Here is a 20,642-nt window from a genome sequence, read left to right on the forward strand (position 1 = left end):
ACATGCGCCACGCGATGACCGGCCCGGCGGCCGGCGGGTCCGGCGCCTCGGGAGCGGCCGGCGAGCCGCTCCGGGGCGTGCCGGAGGTGGAGGAGTTCGCACGCCGGTGCTTCGCCCCCGCCCCGGGCGACCGGGTGGGGGCCGAGCTGGAGTTCCTGGTCTTCGACCGGGCGGACCCGGCGCGGCAGGTGCCGATGGACCGGGTGGAGCGGGTCGTCCCGGCGCTGGCCGGCGGGAGCCGGGTGACGTACGAGCCGGGCGGCCAGATCGAGCTGTCGGGCCCGGCCGGGCCGCCCGCCGAGGCCATCGGACGGCTGGCCGCCGACGTGGCCGCCGTACGCGCGGCGCTCGGGCGGGACGGGCTGGTGCTGGGCGGCGTGGGGCTCGACCCGCTGCGCCCGGCCCGGCGGCAGCTCCGCCAGCCGCGCTACGACGCCATGGCCGAGTTCCTGGGCCGCCCGTACGGGCCGCTGATGATGTGCTCGACCGCGTCCGTCCAGGTCAACGTGGACCTGGGGGAGCGGCCGGCGGTCCGGTGGGAGCGCGCCAGGCTGCTCGCGCCCGTCCTGATCGCGGCCTTCGCCAACTCGCCGCTGAGCCGCGGACGCCCCTGCGGCTGGATGTCGGGCCGCCAGGCCGTCTGGGAGAACCTGGACCCCACCCGCACCGCCCCCGTCGACGGCTCCGGCGACCCGGCGGCGGCCTGGGCGGCGTACCTGCTCGACGCCCGGCTCATGCTCGTCCGCGAGGACGAGCGCCGCTACCGCGCGGTCGGCGACGGCTCGACCTTCCGCGACTGGCTCGACGGCGCGGGCGAGCGCCCGCCCACCCCCGAGGACCTGGCCTACCACGCCACCACGCTGTTCCCGCCGGTCCGGCCGCGCGGCTGGCTGGAGATCCGCTACCTCGACGCCCAGCACCCGGACGACTGGCCGGTGTGCGTCGCCGTCACCCACGCGCTGATCACCGACGACCGCGCCGCCGACGCCGCCCTGTCGGCCGCCGAGCCCGTCGCCGGCCTGACGGAGGTGGCCGCCAGGTGCGGCCTGACCGACCCGCGGCTCGCCCGCGCCGCCGAGGCGGCCTTCCGCGCCGCCGTCGAGGCGCTGCCCCGGCTCGGCGCGCCCGCCGGCCTCGTCGACGGCGTGTCCGGCTTCGCCGCCCGGTACGTGAGCGCGGGCCGCTCCCCGGCGGCCGACCTGATGGACCTGATGACGGACCCGGTACGGCGCCTGCCGGCCTGGCTGAGCGGAGAAGGACGGGCATGAACGACATCAAGGAACGCATCGCCGCCGAGCTGACCGCGGTGCGCGACCGTTCGCTGACCTACACCGAGGCCGAGGACGACCTCCTGCTGCGCCAGCACTCCCCGCTGATGTCGCCGCTGGTGTGGGACCTCGCGCACGTCGGCAACTACGAGGAGCTGTGGGTGCTGCGCGAGGCCGCCGGCATCACGCCGCTGCGCCCCGAGATCGACGACATCTACGACGCCTTCAAGCACCCCCGCAAGGACCGTCCCACCCTGCCGATCCTCGGCCCGGCCGAGGCCAGGAAGTACATCGGCGGCGTGCGCGGCCGGGTGCTCGACGTGCTGGACGCGATCGACCTGGAGGCCGCCGCGCCGCTGCACCGCGACGGGTTCGTGTTCGGCCTGGTCATCCAGCACGAGCACCAGCACGACGAGACGATGCTGGCCACCTGGCAGCTGTCCCGGCAGCCCGGCCTGGTCCGCGACGGCGACCTGCCGCCGGGCCGCGACACCGGCCCCGCCGAGGTGTACGTGCCCGCCGGGCCCTTCCAGATGGGCACCGCCGCCCTGCCCTGGGCCTACGACAACGAGCGCCCCGCCCACCGGGTCGACCTGCCCGCCTACTGGATCGACCGGCTGCCCGTCGGCAACGCCGCCTACGCCGCGTTCGTCGAGTCGGGCGGCTACGACGACCCGCGCTGGTGGCACCCGGACGGCTGGCGCTGGCGGCAGGAGAGCGGGGCCACCGCGCCGCTGTTCTGGACCCGCGAGGGCGACGCCTGGTGGCGCACCCGCTTCGGCCGCGCCGAGCCCGTCCCGATGGACGAGCCGGTGCAGCACGTGAGCTGGTACGAGGCCGACGCCTACGCCCGCTGGGCGGGCCGGCGGCTGCCCACCGAGGCCGAGTGGGAGAAGGCGTGCGGCTGGGACCCGGACGCCGGGCGGGCCCGCAAGTACCCGTGGGGCGACGAGGACCCCCGTCCCGACCTGGCCAACCTCGGTCACCGGGCGGCCCGGCCGGCCCCGCTGGGCGCCTACCCCGCCGGGGCGAGCGCGTACGGGGCCGAGCAGATGGTCGGCGACGTGTGGGAGTGGACCGGGTCGTGGTTCCAGCCCTATCCCGGGTTCCGCAGCTTTCCGTACAAGGAGTACAGCGAGGTCTTCTTCGGGCAGGAGTACCGGGTGCTGCGCGGCGGCTCGTGGGCGGCCGACCCGGCGGCGGTGCGGACGACGTTCCGCAACTGGGACTACCCGGTCCGGCGGCAGATCTTCACCGGCTTCCGCTGCGCCCGCGACGCCGAGCGGGCCTAGATGTGCCGGCACGCCGCCTGGCTGGGCGCCCCGCGCCCGCTGACCTCGCTGATCCACGAGCCGGCGAACGGCCTGCTCGCCCAGTCGTACGCGCCCCGGCGGCAGCGCCACGGCACGGTCAACGCCGACGGCTACGGCATGGCCTGGTACGACCCGGCCCGGCCGGAGCCGGTGCGCTACCGCCGTGCCATCCCCATCTGGGCCGACGCCAACCTGCCCGCGCTCGCCGAGATCGCCCGCTCCGGCTGCCTGATCGCGGCCGTGCGGTGCGCCACGACCGGCATGCCGGTGGAGGAGAGCGCCACCGCGCCTTTCGCCGGGGGCGGCTGGCTGCTCAGCCACAACGGCCGGGTCGAGCGCGACGCGGTCATGGACCTGGCCGACGACCTGCCCGAGAGCCCCTGCGACTCGGCCTGGCTGGCCGCCGCCGTGTTCGCCCGCGGCAGCGCCGGGCTCGGCCTGGCCGCGGCGCTGGCCGACGTCGTCGTGCGCGCCGGGGAGAAGGACGCCGCCGCCCGGCTGAACCTGCTCGCCTGCGACGGCACGGCGCTCGCCGCGACCGTCTGGGGCGACACCCTCTTCTTCCGCGCCGACCAGGACGGCGTGTACGTGGCCAGCGAGCCCCTGGACGACCGGCCGGGCTGGCAGGAGGCACCCGACCGCAGCCTGCTCACCGCCACGCCGGACGACGTACGCGTCCAGCCGTTGTGACCTTCCCAAGGAGGATCTCGTGCCCGTCACCCAGCCGACCGTCCATGTGATCAACCATCTTGACCCCGGCTACCTGCGCCAGGCGCTCGAACACGACGTCAGGACCGGGCTGACGGCCACGCCCAAGTGGCTGCCGCCCAAGTGGTTCTACGACGAGGCGGGCAGCGACCTGTTCTCGCGCATCACCCGGTTGCCCGAGTACTACCCGACCCGCCGCGAGCTGACGATCCTGCGCGCGCGGGCGGCCGGGATCGCCGCCGCGAGCGGCGCGGACACGCTGGTCGAGCTGGGCTCGGGCACGAGCGAGAAGACCGTGATCCTGCTGGACGCGCTCACCGCGGCGGGCACGCTGCGCGCGTACACGCCGGTGGACGTGGACGCCGTCACCCTGGAGGCGGCGGCGCGCCGGCTGGGCGGCCGCTACCCCGGGCTGGAGGTGCGGCCGGTGTGCGCCGACTTCGAGCGGCACCTGCGGCTGCTGCCGCGCTCGGGCAGGCGCATGGTGGCCTTCCTCGGCGGCACGATCGGCAACCTCGAACCGGCCGCCCGCGAGGTGTTCCTGAAGGAGGTGCGCGCCACCCTGCGGCCCGGCGACACGTTCCTGCTCGGCGCCGACCTGGTGAAGGACACCGGGCGGCTGGTCGCGGCCTACGACGACGCCGCCGGGGTGACGGCCGCGTTCAACCGGAACGTCCTGCACGTGGTCAACCGGGAGCTGGCGGCCGGGTTCGAGCCGGCGGCGTTCGAGCACGTCGCCCTGTACGACCAGCGCAACGAGTGGATCGAGATGCGGCTGCGGGCCACCCGGGACATGCGGGTGCGGGTCGGCGCGCTCGGCCTGACCGTGGACTTCGCCGCGGGCGAGGAGATGCGGACGGAGATCAGCGCCAAGTTCCGGCTGGAGCCGCTGGGGGAGGAGCTGGCCGCGGCCGGGTTCACCGTCCTGCGGTCGTGGACCGACCCCGACGGCGACTTCGGGCTGCTGCTGGCCGGGGCGTGATCGCCGAATGCTGGCGGGCCGCCCGCTCGGCCGCGCCGCCCGGCCACCTGGACGCGGCCGGCTGCAACGTGCCCAGCGACCGGACGCTGGCCGCGACGGTCGAGCACCTGCGGCGCGAACGCGAGCTCGGCGGGTACGCCGCCGTGCCCGGCCTCAGCACGCCCAGGGCCGCGCTGGCCGCCCTGACCGGCGCGGACGCGGCCGACGTCGCCTTCCTGGAGAGCGGCACGGCCGCGATGGCGGCGCTGCTCGGCGGCTGGCGCCTGCCGCCGGGCGCCCGGGTCGGCTTCACCCGCGCGGAGTACGGCAGCACGCTCATGCTGCTGCGCCGCCTGGCCGCCGAACGCGGCTGGACCCTCGCCGAGCTGCCCGCCGACGACGACGCCCGCCTGGACCTCGACGCCCTGTCCGCCGCCCTGCGCCGCGGCCTGGACCTGGTCACCCTGCCGCACCTGCCCTCCCACCGGGGCACCGCGCAGCCGGCCGGCGAGATCGGCCGCCTGTGCCGGGAGGCCGGCGTGCCCCTGGTCCTGGACGTGTGCCAGTCCCTCGGCCACCTGGACGTCACCGGCGCGCGGGCCGCCGCCTACGTCGGCACCTCCCGCAAGTGGCTGGCCGGGCCGCGCGGCGTCGGCTTCCTGATCGTGCCCGGCCTCACCGAGGACATGGACGCGGCGGCCCCCTCGCTCGGCGGCCACGTCTGGCTGGAGGACCCGGCGCGCACCGGGCCGCTGCCCGGCGCCGCGCGCTACGAGAGCGCCGAGTCGGCGGTCGCGGCGCGGATCGGCCTCGGCGTCGCCGTCCTGGAGCACCACGCGCTGGGGCCGGACGCGGTCCGCGCGCACCTCGCCGAGCTGGGCGCGGCGGCCCGGCGCACGCTCGACGGCAGGGGCGGCTGGCGGGTGGTGGAGCCGTACGACGAGCCGACGGCCATCGTCACCCTGCGCCCGCCCGGCGGCGCGGACGCCACCAGGACGGCCGCCGCGGCGGCCGCGGCGGGCCTGCTGGTGGGCGTCGCGCCGGTCGCCCGCGCCCCGCTCGACCTGCGGGAACCGGTGCTGCGCGTCTCGCCGCCCCCGGGAACCCGGCAGGAGACCCTGGACGCCCTGGCCCGCGTCCTCGACGGCCGTTAGAGCCGGCGGGCGTCAGAGCGGCGGTCCTCAGAGCGGCGGGCGTCAGAGCAGGCAGGTGTCAGGGCGGCAGGATGTCAGAGCAGGCGGTCGAAGCCGACCACCAGGTGCGCGGGCCCGCGCAGCGACGCGCTGTGCCGGTACGGCGGCGGCCCGGCGGCCAGCTCCGGCCCGACCAGCCTGCTCACCAGCGCGCCCAGCGCGACCCGCGCCTCGATCCGGGCCAGCGGCGCCCCCACGCAGTAGTGCACGCCCCCGCCGAACCCCAGATGCTGGTTGTCCCGCCGCGCCGGGTCGAAGCGGTCGGCGCCGGCGAAGCGGGCCGGGTCCCGGCTGCCCGAGGCCAGCAGCAGCGCCACGTCCGCGCCCTGGGGCACGGTGACCCCGGCGATCTCGATGTCGGCCAGCGTCGTACGGGTGCGGAACTGCACCGGCGGGTCGTAGCGCAGCACCTCCTCGACGGCCGGCACGATCAGCCCGGGGTCGGCGCGCAGCCGCGCCAGCGCCTCCGGGTTGCGCAGGAACGTCAGCATGCCGTTGGCGATCAGGTTGACGGTGGTCTCGTGGCCGGCGATGAGCAGCAGGGCCATCGTCGCGATGATCTCCGGGGCGTCCATGCGCTCGGCCTCGTCGTCGGTGAGCAGCGCCGACAGCAGGTCGTCCGACGGGCGGGCGTGCCGCTCGCCGGCCAGCTCCACCAGGTACGCGCGCAGCTCCGGCGCGGCGGCCTCGGCCTGCCGGACCTCCTGCGCCGACAGCCCCTCGGGCGGGTCCAGCGTGCGGGCCAGGGCCGAGGCCCAGCCGTGGAAGCGCGGCTCGTCCTCCTTGGGCACGCCGAGCAGGTCGCAGATCACCGTGACCGGCAGCGGGTAGGCCAGGTCGTCCACCACGTCCATGGAGTCGTGGCCGGCGCGCCGGTCGAGGAGTTCGGCCACCAGCGACACCACGTGCTGCCCGAGCCGGTTGACGCGCTCCGGGGTGAAGTGCCGCATGACGATCCGCCGCAGCCGGTCGTGGTCGGGCGGGTCGAGGAAGATGAACGCCGGTTTCCTGGACTCCTGGCCGTCCTGGGCGTCCTGTCCGGCCATCAGCCGGCCGGAGGCGCCGAACGAGCCGGAGCCGCTCCTGCTCTTGCGCTCGTCGGAGCTGATCCGCGGGTCGTGCAGCAGCGAGACGATCTCGGCGTACGTGCTCACCGCGTACAGGTCGTCCCCCTGGCGGGAGACGGGCGTCTCGCGCAGCCGGGCGTACAGCGGGTACGGGTCGGGGCGGTTCGCCTCGTCCAGGACCTGCGCGAACAGGCTCTGCGTCACCTGGTGGGCCATGGTCGTCCTCCGGCTCTCATTCCAGCGGCGGCGCGGTCAGCGGCGAGCGGGGGTCGCGCTCGCGCGGCGCCTCGCGCGCGGTCGGGCCCTGCCCGGTCACCGCGGCCGTCGGGCTGTGCGTGGACTGGCCGTCCACGGCCAGGCCGGCGGGCACCGGGAGCAGCGTGCGCGGCCCGTCGGCGGCCCGCAGGTCGGGCGGGAAGGGCGCGGCCGCCTCGATCAGGCCGGCGTAGGCGGGCAGCGCGCGCGGGGCGTCCACCGCGACCGCCGCCACGCACCGGCCCTGGCGGCCGAAACAGGCCACGAAGCGGCGCTCGGCCACCGAGCCCTGCGTGACCACCACCTCGTCGGCGATCGTCGGCAGCCCGACGGACTTGATGCTGACGCCGAACTGGTAGGACCAGAACGCCGGCAGCCCCCGGTGCGGGCGCGGCCGGTCGGCGACCATGTTGTGCGCGGCGGTGGCCGCCTGGCGCACCGCGTTGTCCCAGCGCTCCACGGCCAGCAGCAGGCCGTCGTAGTGCGGGTGCGGCCAGCGCGCCACGTCGCCGGCCACGAACACGTCGGAGGTGACGATCGCGTCGGCGTCGAAGGCCCGGCAGGCGGCGTCGCACACCACCCCGCGCGCGTCGGCCGCCAGGCCCGCCCCGTCCAGCCACTCGGTGTTGCGGACGGCCCCCAGCGCCACCACCGCGACCTCGACCGGCAGGACGTCGCCGTCGGACAGGTGCGCCGCGCGCAGCCGGCCCTCCGCGTCGCCCTCCAGCGCCATCACCGTGGTGTTCACCCGCAGGTCCACGCCGTGCTCGCGGTGCAGCCGGGCGGCCACGCTGCCGGCCGCCGCGCCCAGGGCGCCGGCCAGCGGGGCCGGGCCGCGTTCGGCGACCGTCACGGCCAGGCCCAGCTCGCGGCAGACCGAGGCGATCTCCGAGCCGGTGAACCCGCCGCCGATGACCAGCACCCGGCTCGGCCCGGCGGCGAGCGCGGCCCGCAGGCTCTCCGCGTCGTCGCGCCCGCGCAGGGTGAACACGCCGGTCAGGGCCGCTTCGGCGGGCTCGGGCCAGGGGCGCGCCCGGGTGCCGGTGGCGATCAGCACCCGGTCGAAGCCGATCTCGCGCCCGCCGGCCAGGCGTACCTGCCGGGTGCGCAGGTCCAGGCCGGTGGCGGGCTCGCCGAGCAGCCAGCGCGCCCGCAGGTCCCGCGCCGTGACGAGCGCGGTGTGCGCGGGCGCGGCGCGTCCGGCCAGCACCTGCTTGGACAGCGGCGGCCGGTCGTAGGGCTCGTACGGCTCGTCGCCGATCAGGGTCAGCTCCCCGGTGAAGCCCTCGGCGCGCAGCGTCTCGGCCGCCCGCAGGCCGGCCAAGGAGGCGCCCACGATCACCGCGCTACGCATGGTCGTCCGGCGAGCAGGTGATCGCCTGCACCGGGCAGGCCGCGGCGGCCTCGCGCACCTGCTCGCGCAGCGCGTCGGCCGGGGCGTAGTCGTACTCGAGGGACTCGGCGCCGTGGAACCGGAAGACCGCCGGCGCCGCGAACACGCACTGGCCGTAGCTCAGGCAGCGGTTCAGATCGACGAGCACTCTCATGTCCGCCACGTTACGAACGGCTGCTCCAGCCACGTTCCAACCTGATCCCAAGTTTTCCTGATTTGCGAAACCTAGGACTCCTAGGATAAAACCTAGGAAGCTTAGGTTTCCTGCTGCGGAGGTGGATCATGATGGCTCGGGCCGGTCTGACGGCGGACCGCGTGACGGAGGCGGCCGGAGAGCTGGCCGACGAGGCCGGGTTCGACAACCTGACGGTCTCGGCCCTCGCGCGCCGCTTCGGCGTCGCGGACGCCAGCCTCTACTCCCACGTCAGGAACCTCCAGGACCTGCGCGTCCGGGTCGCTCTGCGGGCCGCCCGCATCCAGGCCGACGCCCTGACCGCGGCGGTGGCCGGCAAGGCGGGCAAGGACGCGCTGGCCGCCTTCGCCGCCGCCTACCGCGACTTCGCGCTCGCCCACCCGGGCCTGTACGAGGCCACCCAGCTCCGGCTCGACCCCGAGATCGTCGCCGGGTGCGCCGACGTCCAGCGCATCTTCACCACCACCAACGCGGTCGTGGCCGCGTACGGGCTGCCCGAGCCGGCCCACACCGACGCCATCCGGCTGCTGCGCAGCACCTTCCACGGCTTCACCAACCTGGAGGCCCGCGGCGGCTTCCAGGCGTCCCGCGACGTCCGCAGCTCGTGGGACGCGATCATCGACGCGCTCGACAGCGCACTGAGACATTGGCAGGTTTCCCCATGACCGGAACGACCGACACCCGGCCCGGCCTCGACCGGCGGCTGCTGACGGTCGCCGGGGTGCTCACCCTCGGCGCCTTCACCGCCCTGCTCGACGGCACGGTGGTCGGCGTCGCCACGCACACCCTGGCCCGCGCGTTCTCCGCCGACCTGGCGGCCACCCAATGGGTGACGACCGCCTACCTGCTCGCCCTGGCCGCGGTCATCCCCGCGACCGGGTGGGCGGCCCAGCGGTTCGGCGCCGGGACGGCCTGGACCGCCTCGCTCGCCGTGTTCCTGGCCGGCTCGATCCTGTGCGGGTCGGCCTGGTCGCTCGGCAGCCTCGTCGCCTTCCGCGTCGTGCAGGGGGCCGGGGCGGGCATGCTCTTCCCGCTCAGCCGGATCATCGTCGTCGAGGTGGCCGGGCGCGAGCGGCTCGGCCGGATGATGGCGCTGATGGCCGTGCCCGCCGTGCTCGCGCCCGTCCTCGGGCCGGTCGTCGGCGGCGTGCTGCTGGAGACGCTGTCGTGGCGGTGGGTGTTCCTGATCAACGTGCCGTTCGTGGCGGTCGGCGTCGTCCTGTCGGCTCTGTACGTGCGCACCGCCCGGCCGGAGGGCCCGGCCGAACGCCTCGACGTGGCCGGCCTGCTCGGCGTGAGCGGCGGCCTGACCCTGCTGCTGCACGGGCTGAGCGGGGCCGGTGAGCCCGTGGCCGCGCTGACCGCGGCCGCCGGCGCGCTGCTGCTGGCCGTCTGCCTGTGGCGGGCCGCCCGCACCTCCGGGCCGCGGATCGTCGAGCCCGGCCTGTTCCGCGACCGGGCCTTCGCCGCCTCCGCCACGCTGGCCTTCCTGGCCAACTTCTCCCTGTTCGCCGCGGTGTTCCTGGTGCCGCTGTTCCTCCAGACGGCCGAGGGGGCCGGAGCGCTCGGCGCCGGGCTGGTGCTCGCGCCGCAGGGGCTCGGCATGCTCGCCGCGGTGCTGGCCGCCGGCCGGCTGATCGACCTGAACGGCAACCCGCGCCGGATCGTCGTCACGGGCCTGGTCCTGCTGGCGGCCGGCACGCTGCCGTTCGCGCTGGCCGACCCCGGGGCGGGCACGGCGCTGCTGCCGGTGGCGCTGTTCGTCCGCGGGGTGGGGGCCGCGCTCGCGGTCTCACCCACCATGATCACCCTCTACCATTCGCTGCCGCCGGCCAAGGTGCCCGCCGCGACCACCGCCAACGCCATCGGCCAGCAGGTCGGCGCGGCGGCCGGCACCGCCTGCGTGGCCGTGCTGCTCCAGCACGGCGGCTACCGGCCCGCCTTCTGGGTCACGCTGGCCGCCGTCGCGCTCTGCCTCCTGCCCGCCCTGTTCCTCCCGTCCTCGAAAGCAGGCACGTCATGAACCCCGTCACCGAGAACGAGATCCGCTCGTCCTTCGTCAACTGCTCCAAGGGCGAGGCCCGCCGGCTCGCCGTCCCGCGCGGGCTGCCCGAGCTGCCCTGGCCCGACCTCGACTTCCTGGGCTGGCGCGATCCGGGGGCGCCGGAGCGGGCGTACCTGGTGGCCGAACGCGGCGGCGCGCCGCTCGGCGTCGCGCTGCGGCTCGGCCAGGAGGTGCGCAGGAGCTTCACCAAGAGCACGCTCTGCTCGGTCTGCGTGACCCCGCACGCCGGGACCGGCGTCGCGCTGTTCACCGCGGCCAGGGTGGGCGCGGCGGGGCGGCAGGGCAACACGGTGGGCGCCTACATGTGCGCCGACCTGGCCTGCTCCCTGTACGTCCGGGGGCGCAAGGAGACCGAGCTGGGCGTCCGGTTCGAGTCGCTGAGCGTGGCCGAGCGCGTCGCCAGGACGGCGGTCAACCTGGACGCCTTCCTCGACAAGATCCTCGACGGCGCCCTGGCGTGACCCGGACGGCCGGTGAACTGTCGGGCCTGCCTGCGACACTCCCCGGATGCTGATACTGGAACTGTTGCGGCCGACGTTGCGCGCCGCCTGGGGGCCCGACACCTGCGACACCGCCGCGCGGGAGGAATGGCGGCCCGACAACCCGGCCAGGGGGCAGTGCGGGATCACCGCGCTGGTGGTCCAGGACCTGCTGGGCGGAGACCTGATCCTGGCCGAGGTGCACGCCGACGGCGTCAAGGTCGGCCACCACTACTGGAACGTGCTGCCCGGCGGCACCGAGATCGACTTCACCGCCGACCAGTTCCACCCGGGCGAGGTCGTCGTGAATCCCCAGCTCCAGCAGCGTCCCCCGGACGCGCCGCGCCGGTGCCGGGAGCAGTACGAGCTGCTGCGCCACCGTGTCGTCACCGCGCTGTCCGGGCCGCCGCCCGCGTGAGACGTCATATGACGCCATGGTGACGTCATATAGCCTTGCAATGGCGTCACAACGCATGTCATGATGGCGTCATGGACCTTGCCCCGTATGTCGATCAACTTCGGCGCGAGCTCATGCTCGCCGCCGGGACGGGCGGCGAGCAGGCCCGTGCGCTGGCCGAGCGCTTCGCCGCCACTCTCGAGTCGGCCGCCCGGCTCGCCCTGCTGGAGGCCCTGTCGGCCGCCGCGGACGAGATCACCCAGGACCTCGCGCCCGGCTCCGTCGAGGTGCGCCTGCGCGGGCGCGACCCGGCCTTCGTCGTGACGCCGCCGCCCGCCGCCCACCCGTTCCCGGACCAGGACGAACCGCCCGTCAGCGCCGGCCCCGGCGAGCGGCCGCCCATGCCGCCGCCCCCCGAGACCGACGAGGGCGGCACGTCCCGGATCTCCCTCCGGGTGCCCGAGGCGCTCAAGCCGCGCATCGAGGAGGCGGCCGCGCGCGACGGGCTGTCCGTCAACGCCTGGCTGGTCCGCGCTGTCTCCGCGGCGCTCGACCCCGGTGACGCCACCCGTGACGCCACCCGCCGCGCCACCCGGCGCCCGGCCCCCCAGACCGGCAACCGCTACAGCGGCTGGGTGCGCTGATGCCCGCGCCGACGCCCGCGCCGATGCCCGCGCTGATGCCCGCGCTGATGACCATGCCGACCGATGACAGGGAGATCGGAATGCCGGCCTTCGACACGCCACGCCCCATCGTCGCCGTCCTCGACCTGGCGACCGCCGCCGTCCGCGTCGTCGCGGGCGACCGCGCCGAGACCGTGGTCGACGTGCGCCCGAGCGACGAGCACAACGACGCCGACGTGCAGGCCGCCCAGCACGTCCAGGTTCATTACGCCGACGGCCGGCTCACGGTGGCCGCCGGCAAGGAACAGGGCGCGCCGGCGCTCGGCTGGGGGCTCTCGCTCGGCAAGCTCGTCGAGTCGCCCGCCGACTGGGCGCGTTCGCTGCTGCTCGGCACGGGCTCGGTGGAGGTGACGATCGAGCTGCCGGCCGGGTCCCGCCTCGACGTCAGGACGTCCGGCGGCCTGTCGTGCCGCGGGCCGCTCGGCGACGTCACGGCGACCACCACGTACGGCGACATCCGCGTCGAGCAGGCCGGCCGGCTGCGCCTGAAGAGCACCCACGGCGCCGTCTCCGTCGCCCGCGCCCGCGGGCACGCCGAGATCACCACGAACCACGGCGACATCCGCGTCGGCGAGATCGACGGCACCGCCGCCGTCAAGACCGCCCACGGCGACGTGCGCCTCGGCGAGGTCACCGGCGAGCTGCGGCTCAACAGCGCCCACGGCGACATCACCGTGGAACGCCCGCTGGCCGGCGTCGTCGCCAAGACCTCCTACGCCGGCGTGGAGATCCACGAGGTGGCGTCCGGCACGGTCGTCATGGAGACCACCGGCGGCGGCCTGGACGTCGGCCTGCGCGAGGGCGCCTCCGCCTGGCTCGACGTCAGCTCCCGGTACGGCACCGTGAACGTCGCCCTCGACCCCGGCGACGACCCCGGCGACCCGGCGCGGACCGTCGAGATCCACGCCCACACCACGCACGGCGACATCGACATCCACCGTTCCTGACGACCGAGGAGACCGACATGCCAGACGCGATCATGGTCGAGGGGCTGACCAAGAGGTACGGCGACGTGACCGCCCTCGACGGCGTCGACCTGACCGTCCCGGAGGGGACGGTGTTAGGACTGCTGGGCCCCAACGGCGCCGGCAAGACCACCACGGTGCGAATCCTCACCACGCTCCTGCGACCCGACGCCGGCCACGCCACGGTGGCCGGGCTCGACGTCGTCCGCGACGCCCACCGGCTGCGCGCCCGCATCGGCGCGTCCGGCCAGTACGCCGCCGTGGACGACCACCTCACCGGCGCCGAGAACCTGGAGATGGTCGGCCGCCTCTACCACCTGGGCGCCCGGCGCAGCCGGGAGCGCGCCCGCGAGCTGCTGGACCGCTTCGACCTCGCCGACGCCGCCGACCGCCCGGTGCGCGGCTGGTCCGGCGGCATGCGCCGCCGCCTCGACCTGGCCGGCGCGCTGGTCGCCGACCCGCCCGTGCTGTTCCTGGACGAGCCCACCACCGGCCTCGACCCCCGCGCCAGGATCGCCCTGTGGGACGTCATCGCCGAGCTCGTCCGGGAGGGCACCACCGTCCTGCTCACCACCCAGTACCTGGAGGAGGCCGACCGGCTCGCCGACCGCATCGCGGTGGTCGACCGCGGGCGGGTGATCGCCCGCGGCACGGCCGAGGAGCTGAAGGACCAGGTCGGCGGCGACCGCATCGAGCTCTCGGTGACCAGCGCGGCGAGCCTGGAGCACGCCGCCCGCGCCCTGGCGCCGCTGGCCCTGGGGGAGATGCAGGTCGACGCCGTCGCCCTGCGCATGACGATCCCGGTGACCGGCGGCGCGGCCGCGCTGACCCAGGCGCTCGGCCACCTGGCCGCCGAGCGGATCGCCGTACGCGACGCCGGGCTGCGCCGCCCCACCCTCGACGACGTGTTCCTCACCCTCACCGGACGCCAGGCCGACGAGCGGACCGCCGACGACAAGACCGAGGAGACCGTCCGATGAACGCCCTCCGGCTGGCCGCCGCCGACGGCCTGACCATCGCCAGGCGCAACGCGCTCAAGATCCGCCGAGCCCCCGACCTGCTGGGCGGCGTGATCATGCTGCCCATCGTGTTCGTGGTGCTTTTCACCTACGTCTTCGGCAGCATGATCGAGCTGCCCGGCATGTCCTACGGCGAGTACCTGCTGCCCGGGATCTTCGTCATGACGATCGTCACCAGCGCGCAGATCACCGGCTACACGCTCACCCAGGACCTGCAGAAGGGCATCTTCGACCGGTTCCGCACCCTGCCGATGTCGCCCACGGCGGTGCTCACCGGCCAGACCGTCAGCGACGTCATCATGAACGTCACCAGCATCGCCACCATGGCGCTCGTCGGCCTGCTGGTCGGCTGGCGCGTCCACAGCTCGCCGCCGGAGGCGGTGCTCGGGTTCGCGATGCTGCTGCTGTTCGCCTACGCCTTCTCCTGGGTGACGGCCACGGTCGCGCTGGCCCTGCGCACGCCCGAGGTGTTCAACAACCTCGCCACCCTCACCTCGTTGCCGCTGGTGTTCCTGTCCAACGCGTTCGCCGACAGCACGCGCCTGCCCGGCCCGCTGCGGCCGATCGCCGAGTGGAACCCGGTCTCGACGCTCGTCCAGGCCGCGCGGGAGCTGTTCGGGAACACCAGCGCCGCCCTGCCCCAGCCCGCCGCCTGGCCGCTGCGGCACGCCGTGCCGGTGTCGCTGATGTGGTCCGTGCTGCTCCTGGCCGTGTTCGTGCCGCTGGCCACGCGGCTCTACAGCAGGGCCGTCAGCCGGTGAACACCGTCTCGGGCGCGGACCGCGAGCGCGCGGTCGAGCTGGTCCAGCAGGCGTACGCGGACGGCCGGCTCGATCCCGACGAACTGGAACGGCGGCTCGAACTGGCGCTCACCGCCACCTCCGCCCGCGAGCTGGAGCCGATCGTCGCCGACCTGCCGGACGAGGTGGTCCGGCTGGCCTCCGCCGGCGGCGCCGTCACCCGGACCGGCGACTGGGAGGTCCCGCGCCGCCTGTGCGTCGACTCCAGATACGGCCGGGTGCGGCTCGACCTGTCGCGAGCCCGCGTGCCCTGCGGGCGCATCGACATCGAGCTGCTGCTGGCGTACGGCAGCGCCACGATCGTCCTGCCCGCGGGCGCCACCGCGAACGCCGACGGGGTGCGGTCCGCATGGGGGCGCGTGACCTGCAAGGCCCCCGGCCGGCCCCGCCCCGGCCACCCGCACGTCCAGGTGACCGGCGACCTGCCCTACGGCCGCCTGCTCATCCGCCAGGTGACCCGTCTCGGCGGCCGCCTGCTCGGGACCTGAGAACCGTCTTGACCCTCCGGCGGCTACCCGTTCAGGTGGCGGCGGAGGAAGTCGAGCTGGAGGAGGAGCAGGCCCTCGAAGACGTCCTCGTCCGAGGTGGGGGCGTGGGAGGCGCCGGACAGCGGCAGCACCTCGTGCGGGCGTCCCGCGGCCAGCAGCGCGGACGACAGGCGCAGCGTGCCCGCCGGGAACACGTTGTCGTCGGACAGGCCGTGGACGAGCTGCAGGGGCCGGGTCAGGGTGTGCGCCCCGGCCAGGGTGGAGCAGGCTTCGTACCGGTCGGGGTGGCGGTCCGGGTGGCCGAGGAAACGTTCCCGCCAGTGGGTGTCGTACAGGCGCTGCTCGCTGGCGCCGGCGCCGGCGAGCGCGGCGTGGAAGACGTCGGGACGCCGCAGCACCGCCATGACGGCCAGCGTGCCCGCGAACGACCAGCCGCGCATCGCGACCCGGCGCAGGTCCAGCTCCGGATGGCGGGCGGCGACCGCGTGCAGGGCGGCCACCTGGTCCGCCAGCACGGGGCCGAACATGTCGCCGTGCACCTCGCGCTCCCAGCCGGGGCCGCGGCCCGGCGTGCCGGCCCCGTCGGTGACCAGGACGGCGAACCCCTGCTCGGCGAACCACTGCGAGACGAACATCATCGGCGCCTGCTCGTCGGTGACCCGGCGTCCGGCCGGCCCCGCGTACGGGTCCAGCAGGACCGGCAGCGCCGGGTCGCCGGGGCGGTGCCAGGAGGGCAGGTGCAGGTGGCTGCGCAGGTCGCGCCCGGTGGTGACGAGCGACAGCCGGCGCAGCGCCAGCACCGGCCGCTGCGCCGCCGACGCCACCTCGACCCCGCTGCGCGCCGGGGACGACGTCCCGGCCGAAGAGCGTTCCACGCGCACCCGCTCGCCCGGGTGCTCGGCGGTGCGGATGACGTGGACGAGGGTGCCCGCGCGCCGCGTCCCGCCGTGCACCCCCGGCGCGATGCTGAGCCGGCGGGCGCCCGCCGCCGGGGTGTGCAGCCACAGGTGGGTCTGCGCGGGGTCGTCGGAGGCGGTGAAGAGCACGTCCTCGCCGTCCACGCCGAGAACCGCCTCCAGTTGCAGGCCGGGCGGCGTGACCGGGACGCCGCCGACGGTGAGCCGCCGGGTGCCGTCCAGGTCGGTGTGGGCGACCAGGCGGCCGGAGCCGGTACGGGCGGGCGTGCCCGGGACGAGCTGCACCCAGCACGGATCGTGCTGCTCGGCCAGCAGCCGCGTCCGGCCGGAGTCCGGGTCGGCGGCCAGCACCCGGACCGTCCGCTGGTCCCTGCTCTGCACCGACAGGTACGGGCCGTGGGCGTCCCAGCCGGCGGCCGTCAGGTACTCGAAGGCGGCCCGGTCCCAGGCGACCTCGACGCGCCCGCCGTCCGCCGTGCCGTCCGTCGTGCCGTCCAGCCTGGCGATCCAGAGGGTGACGTCGGCGTTGGCGGTGCCGGCCGCCGGGTACCGCACGGCCCGCGGCGGGCGCGCGGGCTCGGCGGGGTCGCCGACGTGCCAGAGCGCGACACGGGCCTCGTCCACCCGGGCCGTCAGCAGGCGGGCGCCGTCGGGGGACCACCAGTAGCCGCGGGAGCGGCCCATCGAGGCGGACGCGGCGTACTCGGCGACGCCGAACCGCACGTCCGGCCCGTCGGGCTCGGCCACGGCGCGGTCGCCGGCGCCGTCCGCGCCGATCACCCGCAGCGCGCCGCCGGAGAGGTAGGCGACCAGCCGCCCGGCCGGGTCGGGCCGCGGGTCGCGGGCCGTGCCGGGCACCGGCAGCAGACGGGCCGCGCCGGTCGGGACGTCCACCGCCCACAGCGCGCCCGCCAGGGTGAACACCGCCAGGCCGGCCGCGTCGTCCGTGGCGTAGGAGCCGATCCCCTGGGCGCCGCCGCCGGTCAGCGCGGCGGGGTCGGCGAGCAGCCGCTCCTCGCCGGAGCCGGCGTCCAGGACCCAGAGGCAGGTGACCGGGTCGTCGCCGGCGCGGCTGCGCAGGAACAGCACGACGGAGCCGTCCGCCGAGACAGTGAAGGCCGAGGGGGCGCCCAGGGTGAACCGCCGGGTGCGGGCGAACTGCCGGGGCAGGCTGATCCTGGTGTCGTCGTCGTGGTGCGGCATGCGTGCCTGGTTCCTCTCACTGTGGTCCGGCTTTCGGGCACGACAAAAAGCGCACACCGTAGTGGTGTGCGCTTCGTTCGTGTCAGGTGAGCGGCGGGACTTCTCGCGCGGCTCCCGCGGCCGCCTCCCGCTCGCCGGGACGATCTCCGGGACGATCTCCGCGGCCGAGCTCCCGGACATTTTACTACGTGATCATCCGTGTGACGGCGTCCGCCTGACCGGGGGAGATCCCCGGCGGCCGCCCGCGTCGGGCGGGAACGGCTCTGGTACTGTGACGGTCTCTGGCCGAGACCGTCCGTAGGAGGTGAGACCCATTACCGCTTCGTCAGGCTGGGGCTCCCTTCCGGCACCCGTCCGGCCCGCCTGGGCCAGGTGACCGCGGGGAGCGCCCATCGGCATCCCGGAAGGCTCCCCATGTCCCCCTCCACGATCCCCCTGTCCGCCGTCGTCTCCCGGCTGCGCGCCGCCGGCTGCGTCTTCGCCGAGGACGAGGCCGAGCTGCTGGTCTCCACCGCCCGTACCCCTGCCGAGCTGGCCGGGATGGTCGAGCGCCGGGCCGGCGGGCTGCCCCTTGAGCACGTCCTGGGCTGGGCGCGGTTCTGCGGCCTGCGCATCGCCGTCGAGCCTGGCGTGTTCGTGCCGCGTCCGCGTACCGAGTTCCTCATCCGCCAGGCCGTCGCGCTGGCCCGCGGGGCCGGCCGCCCGCCCGTCGTCCTCGACCTGTGCTGCGGCACGGGCGCGATGGGGGCCGCGGTCGTGGCGGCGCTGGGGGAGGAGACCGAGGTGCACGCGGCCGACCTCGACCCCGCCGCCGTGCGCTGCGCCCGGCTCAACCTGCCCGGCGGCCACGTTCACCAGGGCGACCTGTACGACGCCCTGCCCGGCTCGCTCCGCGGCCGCGTCGGCATCCTGATCGCCAGCCCTCCCTACGTGCCCACCGAGTCGGTCGGCCTGCTGCCGCCCGAGGCGCGCCTGCACGAGCCGCTGATGGCGCTCGACGGCGGCGGCGACGGGCTCGACGTGGTGCGCCGGGTGATCGCGGGGGCCGCCGGCTGGCTCGCGCCGGGCGGGCACCTGCTGGTGGAGACCAGCGAACGGCAGGCCGCGGCCACCGTCCGGGCCGCCGTGGCGGCGAGGCTCCAGGCGCGGGCCGCGGTCTCGGACGAACTGGACGCCGCCGCCGTCATCGCCACCCGCCCCGCCTGAAGCCCGTACCCACGCCAACCGGACCGCGCGAACCGGACCGCGCCCACCGGACTGCGCGAACCGGACTGCGGGGGCCGGGCTGTAGGGGGCGGTGCTGCGGGGGGCGGCGGTTCCGGGGGCGGGCAGCGCGGTGCCCGGCGCGCCGGAGCGTGCCGGGCACCGCCCGCGTCCCTTACGGACGCTGCGGGCGGGTGGGGTTGGCGGTGGTCCCCGTCGTGGTCCCGGTGGTACCCGTGGTCCCGGTGGTACCGGTGGTTCCTGTGGGACGGGTCATGTGCTCAGCCGTCCCCACCGGGTTGCGGCCCTTGCGCAGGCCCGCCAGCCCCAGCAGTCCGAGCAGCCCCAGCAGGCCCCACAGACCGCCGTTGCCGCCGCCCTCGTCGTATCTGTTCTCGGTCGGTTGCGGGCTCGGCGTCGCCTGGCTCTGGACGACGGGCGTGTCCGCCACAGCGGTGGCGGCCGGGGCCAGCGCCAAGCAGAATGCCATCCCCAGGCCGGTGAGCGTCTTGCGCATGTGGGTTCCCCCGGATCCGGCGGCCCTCAAGGCGGAGAGCCGCCTGTCGCGCCTTCCGGGCGACGGCCCGGAAGGTTCCCCCGAAATGGAGCGAGAACTCCATACTCGCTGGTAGACCTACCCCCACCCGCGAAAACAATCCCCACAAACCAGGACATACCGCCACAGTTGGGACGGCGGCCGGTCAGGCGGTGGCCGCCAGGAGGCCGGTCAGCGCGTCGGCCTGGGCCAGCCCGCTGGCCGCGGCGATCTCGTCCAGGGTCTGCGCCGGGCGCACCTCGCTCAGCCGGACGTCGCCGTCCGCCGTGACGGTGAAGCCGTGCACCGCCGGATAGGGCAGGCTGTTGTAGGCCCACGGGGTGGAGAAGTAGTAGGCGCCGGTGTCGTGCAGCACGACGATGTCGCCCTCGGCCAGCTCCGGCAGCTCCCTGGCGTGCGCGACCACGTCACCGGCGAAGCAGCACGGGCCCGCGACGTCCTGGGCGAGCAGAGGGCCGTCCTTGGGGTCGCCCGCCGGGCCGTACGCGCCGACCCGCAGCGGCCAGGCGTCCGGCATGAGCACGGTGCGGGTGGCGACCTGCGCGCCCGCGTGGGTGATCGCCACCCGCCGGCCGCCGGCGTCCTTGGTGTACTCCACCAGCGCCGCGACGAAGCCGTTCTTGGCCAGCAGCGACCGGCCGAACTCGGTGACCAGCGCGTACCGGCCGTCGAACAGCCCGGGGACGGCCGCGCGCAGCGTGGCGACGTAGTCGGCGTAGGTGGGGGCCACCTCGTCGCCGTCGAAGTTCACCGGCAGGCCGCCGCCGATGTCGATGCTGGTGATCTGCCGGACGCCGAGCGTCGCGTTGATCTCCTCGGCCAGCCGGTACGTCTCGGCGATGCCCGCCGCGATCAGCTCCAGCGGGCACCCCTGGGAGCCCACGTGCGCGTGCAGGCGGGTCAGCCAGGGCCGTTCGGCGAACGCGCGGACGACCGCCTCGCGGGCCCCGGGGTCGCGCAGCGCGACGCCGAACTTGGAGGTGGCGGTCGCGGTGCTCATCGCGCCGATCGTGCCGGTGCCCACCTGCGGGTTCACCCGCAGCCCCAGCACCGAGGAGGAGTCCGGCGCGCGCAGCTCGTCGATGCGGCGCAGCTCGGCCAGGCTGTCGGCGTTGACCGCGACGCCCAGCGAGAGCGCCTGGCGCAGCTCCTCGCGGGTCTTGGCGGGGGAGTCGAAGACGATCGTGCCCGGCGCGAACCCGGCGTCCAGCGCGATCCGCAGCTCGCCGGGGCTGGCCACCTCGCACCCCATACCCGAGGCGGCCAGCAGCCGCAGGACGGGGATCAGGGACGCGGCCTTGGCGGCGAAGGTGTGCAGCACGTCCGGGACCTCGCCGAACGCCTCGTGCAACGCCCTGACCGAGTCCCGCACGCCGGCGGTGTCGACGAAACCGGCGACCGGCTCGCCCGGTCCGAGCGCACCGGCGCGTACGGCATGGCGCAACACGTGGGCGGCGCGTTCGGCGGTGGTGCCGCGGGCCGGGGCGGGCGCGAGCGTGGCACTGCTCTGGATCAC

General features: G+C 75.6%; 21 protein-coding genes. 15 read left to right on the plus strand and 6 right to left on the minus strand.

Translation table 11 applies throughout. The features are described 5' to 3' along the window. Nucleotides 1-2 precede the first annotated feature (2 nt). The 5 genes from egtA to egtE are packed head-to-tail and all read left to right on the plus strand — an operon-like array spanning nucleotide 3 to nucleotide 5,404. Nucleotides 3-1,268: an ergothioneine biosynthesis glutamate--cysteine ligase EgtA gene (gene egtA / locus ACFYYW_RS15545; RefSeq protein WP_387649081.1), complete on the plus strand. Its 1,266-nt coding sequence runs from the start codon at nucleotides 3-5 to the stop codon at nucleotides 1,266-1,268. Further along, a complete protein-coding gene (gene egtB, locus ACFYYW_RS15550; RefSeq protein ID WP_387649084.1) occupies nucleotides 1,265-2,560 on the plus strand; it encodes an ergothioneine biosynthesis protein EgtB in 1,296 nt (431 codons plus the stop codon). Before egtA ends, egtB begins: the two co-directional genes overlap by 4 nt. Continuing rightward, the gene (egtC, locus tag ACFYYW_RS15555; protein ID WP_352327003.1) at nucleotides 2,561-3,271 is read left to right on the plus strand and encodes an ergothioneine biosynthesis protein EgtC; all 711 of its coding nucleotides are present in this window, start codon (nucleotides 2,561-2,563) and stop codon (nucleotides 3,269-3,271) included. It begins immediately after the preceding gene. Nucleotides 3,272-3,290: 19 nt separating this feature from the next. Beyond that, the gene (gene egtD / locus ACFYYW_RS15560; RefSeq protein ID WP_352327002.1) at nucleotides 3,291-4,271 is read left to right on the plus strand and encodes an L-histidine N(alpha)-methyltransferase; all 981 of its coding nucleotides are present in this window, start codon (nucleotides 3,291-3,293) and stop codon (nucleotides 4,269-4,271) included. Continuing rightward, a complete protein-coding gene (egtE, locus tag ACFYYW_RS15565) occupies nucleotides 4,268-5,404 on the plus strand; it encodes an ergothioneine biosynthesis PLP-dependent enzyme EgtE (protein WP_387649088.1) in 1,137 nt (378 codons plus the stop codon). The genes egtD and egtE overlap by 4 nt, the downstream gene beginning before the upstream one ends. Before the next feature lie 74 nt (nucleotides 5,405-5,478). Here egtE and ACFYYW_RS15570 read toward each other — a convergent pair whose 3' ends face one another. Genes ACFYYW_RS15570 through ACFYYW_RS15580 form a run of 3 tightly spaced genes read right to left on the minus strand, consistent with a single transcriptional unit; the run spans nucleotide 5,479 to nucleotide 8,312 of the window. Continuing rightward, a complete protein-coding gene (locus tag ACFYYW_RS15570) occupies nucleotides 5,479-6,726 on the minus strand; it encodes a cytochrome P450 (RefSeq protein ID WP_387649091.1) in 1,248 nt (415 codons plus the stop codon). Between the two features lie 16 nt (nucleotides 6,727-6,742). Beyond that, a complete protein-coding gene (locus ACFYYW_RS15575) occupies nucleotides 6,743-8,119 on the minus strand; it encodes an NAD(P)/FAD-dependent oxidoreductase (RefSeq protein WP_387649094.1) in 1,377 nt (458 codons plus the stop codon). Next, nucleotides 8,112-8,312, minus strand: coding sequence for a ferredoxin (locus ACFYYW_RS15580; RefSeq protein ID WP_352355003.1), 201 nt, complete (start codon nucleotides 8,310-8,312; stop codon nucleotides 8,112-8,114). Before ACFYYW_RS15580 ends, ACFYYW_RS15575 begins: the two co-directional genes overlap by 8 nt. Nucleotides 8,313-8,443: 131 nt before the next feature. On the opposite strand from ACFYYW_RS15580, the gene ACFYYW_RS15585 reads away from it, so the two are divergent. The 9 genes from ACFYYW_RS15585 (at nucleotide 8,444) to ACFYYW_RS15625 (ending at nucleotide 15,247) form a co-directional block, all read left to right on the plus strand. Then, nucleotides 8,444-9,016 carry a TetR/AcrR family transcriptional regulator gene (locus ACFYYW_RS15585; protein WP_352327684.1) on the plus strand — a complete coding sequence of 191 codons (573 nt, stop codon included), beginning with the start codon at nucleotides 8,444-8,446 and terminating at the stop codon, nucleotides 9,014-9,016. Next, complete coding sequence (locus tag ACFYYW_RS15590; RefSeq protein ID WP_387649097.1) at nucleotides 9,013-10,374, plus strand: DHA2 family efflux MFS transporter permease subunit; 1,362 nt, start codon at nucleotides 9,013-9,015, stop codon at nucleotides 10,372-10,374. Before ACFYYW_RS15585 ends, ACFYYW_RS15590 begins: the two co-directional genes overlap by 4 nt. Next, entirely contained in the window at nucleotides 10,371-10,877 is a 507-nt protein-coding gene (locus tag ACFYYW_RS15595) for an FBP domain-containing protein (protein WP_364419235.1), read from the plus strand. The genes ACFYYW_RS15590 and ACFYYW_RS15595 overlap by 4 nt, the downstream gene beginning before the upstream one ends. Nucleotides 10,878-10,923: 46 nt before the next feature. Continuing rightward, nucleotides 10,924-11,313 carry a hypothetical protein gene (locus ACFYYW_RS15600; RefSeq protein ID WP_387649101.1) on the plus strand — a complete coding sequence of 130 codons (390 nt, stop codon included), beginning with the start codon at nucleotides 10,924-10,926 and terminating at the stop codon, nucleotides 11,311-11,313. 71 nt (nucleotides 11,314-11,384) lie between these two features. Continuing rightward, nucleotides 11,385-11,936 (plus strand): toxin-antitoxin system HicB family antitoxin, encoded by a 552-nt coding sequence (locus ACFYYW_RS15605; RefSeq protein ID WP_364419239.1) that lies wholly within the window; start codon nucleotides 11,385-11,387, stop codon nucleotides 11,934-11,936. Further along, nucleotides 11,936-12,922 carry a DUF4097 domain-containing protein gene (locus ACFYYW_RS15610; RefSeq protein ID WP_387649104.1) on the plus strand — a complete coding sequence of 329 codons (987 nt, stop codon included), beginning with the start codon at nucleotides 11,936-11,938 and terminating at the stop codon, nucleotides 12,920-12,922. The genes ACFYYW_RS15605 and ACFYYW_RS15610 overlap by 1 nt, the downstream gene beginning before the upstream one ends. 17 nt (nucleotides 12,923-12,939) lie before the next feature. Beyond that, a complete protein-coding gene (locus ACFYYW_RS15615; RefSeq protein ID WP_387649107.1) occupies nucleotides 12,940-13,920 on the plus strand; it encodes an ATP-binding cassette domain-containing protein in 981 nt (326 codons plus the stop codon). Beyond that, entirely contained in the window at nucleotides 13,917-14,720 is an 804-nt protein-coding gene (locus tag ACFYYW_RS15620) for an ABC transporter permease (RefSeq protein ID WP_387649110.1), read from the plus strand. The genes ACFYYW_RS15615 and ACFYYW_RS15620 overlap by 4 nt, the downstream gene beginning before the upstream one ends. Further along, nucleotides 14,717-15,247: a DUF1707 domain-containing protein gene (locus tag ACFYYW_RS15625; RefSeq protein WP_387649113.1), complete on the plus strand. Its 531-nt coding sequence runs from the start codon at nucleotides 14,717-14,719 to the stop codon at nucleotides 15,245-15,247. The genes ACFYYW_RS15620 and ACFYYW_RS15625 overlap by 4 nt, the downstream gene beginning before the upstream one ends. 23 nt (nucleotides 15,248-15,270) lie before the next feature. Here the strand turns inward: ACFYYW_RS15625 and ACFYYW_RS15630 are convergent, their stop codons facing one another. Further along, on the minus strand, nucleotides 15,271-17,367 hold the full coding sequence (locus ACFYYW_RS15630; protein WP_387649115.1) for a prolyl oligopeptidase family serine peptidase: 2,097 nt from the start codon (nucleotides 17,365-17,367) through the stop codon (nucleotides 15,271-15,273). Between the two features lie 414 nt (nucleotides 17,368-17,781). Here ACFYYW_RS15630 and ACFYYW_RS15635 point away from each other — a divergent pair, with 414 nt between their 5' ends. Next, nucleotides 17,782-18,573: a putative protein N(5)-glutamine methyltransferase gene (locus ACFYYW_RS15635; RefSeq protein WP_387649118.1), complete on the plus strand. Its 792-nt coding sequence runs from the start codon at nucleotides 17,782-17,784 to the stop codon at nucleotides 18,571-18,573. Between the two features lie 172 nt (nucleotides 18,574-18,745). Here the strand turns inward: ACFYYW_RS15635 and ACFYYW_RS15640 are convergent, their stop codons facing one another. Continuing rightward, nucleotides 18,746-19,087 carry a WGxxGxxG family protein gene (locus tag ACFYYW_RS15640; protein WP_387649121.1) on the minus strand — a complete coding sequence of 114 codons (342 nt, stop codon included), beginning with the start codon at nucleotides 19,085-19,087 and terminating at the stop codon, nucleotides 18,746-18,748. Nucleotides 19,088-19,271: 184 nt separating this feature from the next. Beyond that, nucleotides 19,272-20,642, minus strand: coding sequence for a diaminopimelate decarboxylase (locus ACFYYW_RS15645; RefSeq protein WP_352354979.1), 1,371 nt, complete (start codon nucleotides 20,640-20,642; stop codon nucleotides 19,272-19,274).

Origin of the sequence: Nonomuraea sp. NPDC001831 (genome assembly GCF_042892035.1) — a bacterium.
Lineage (GTDB): Bacteria > Actinomycetota > Actinomycetes > Streptosporangiales > Streptosporangiaceae > Nonomuraea.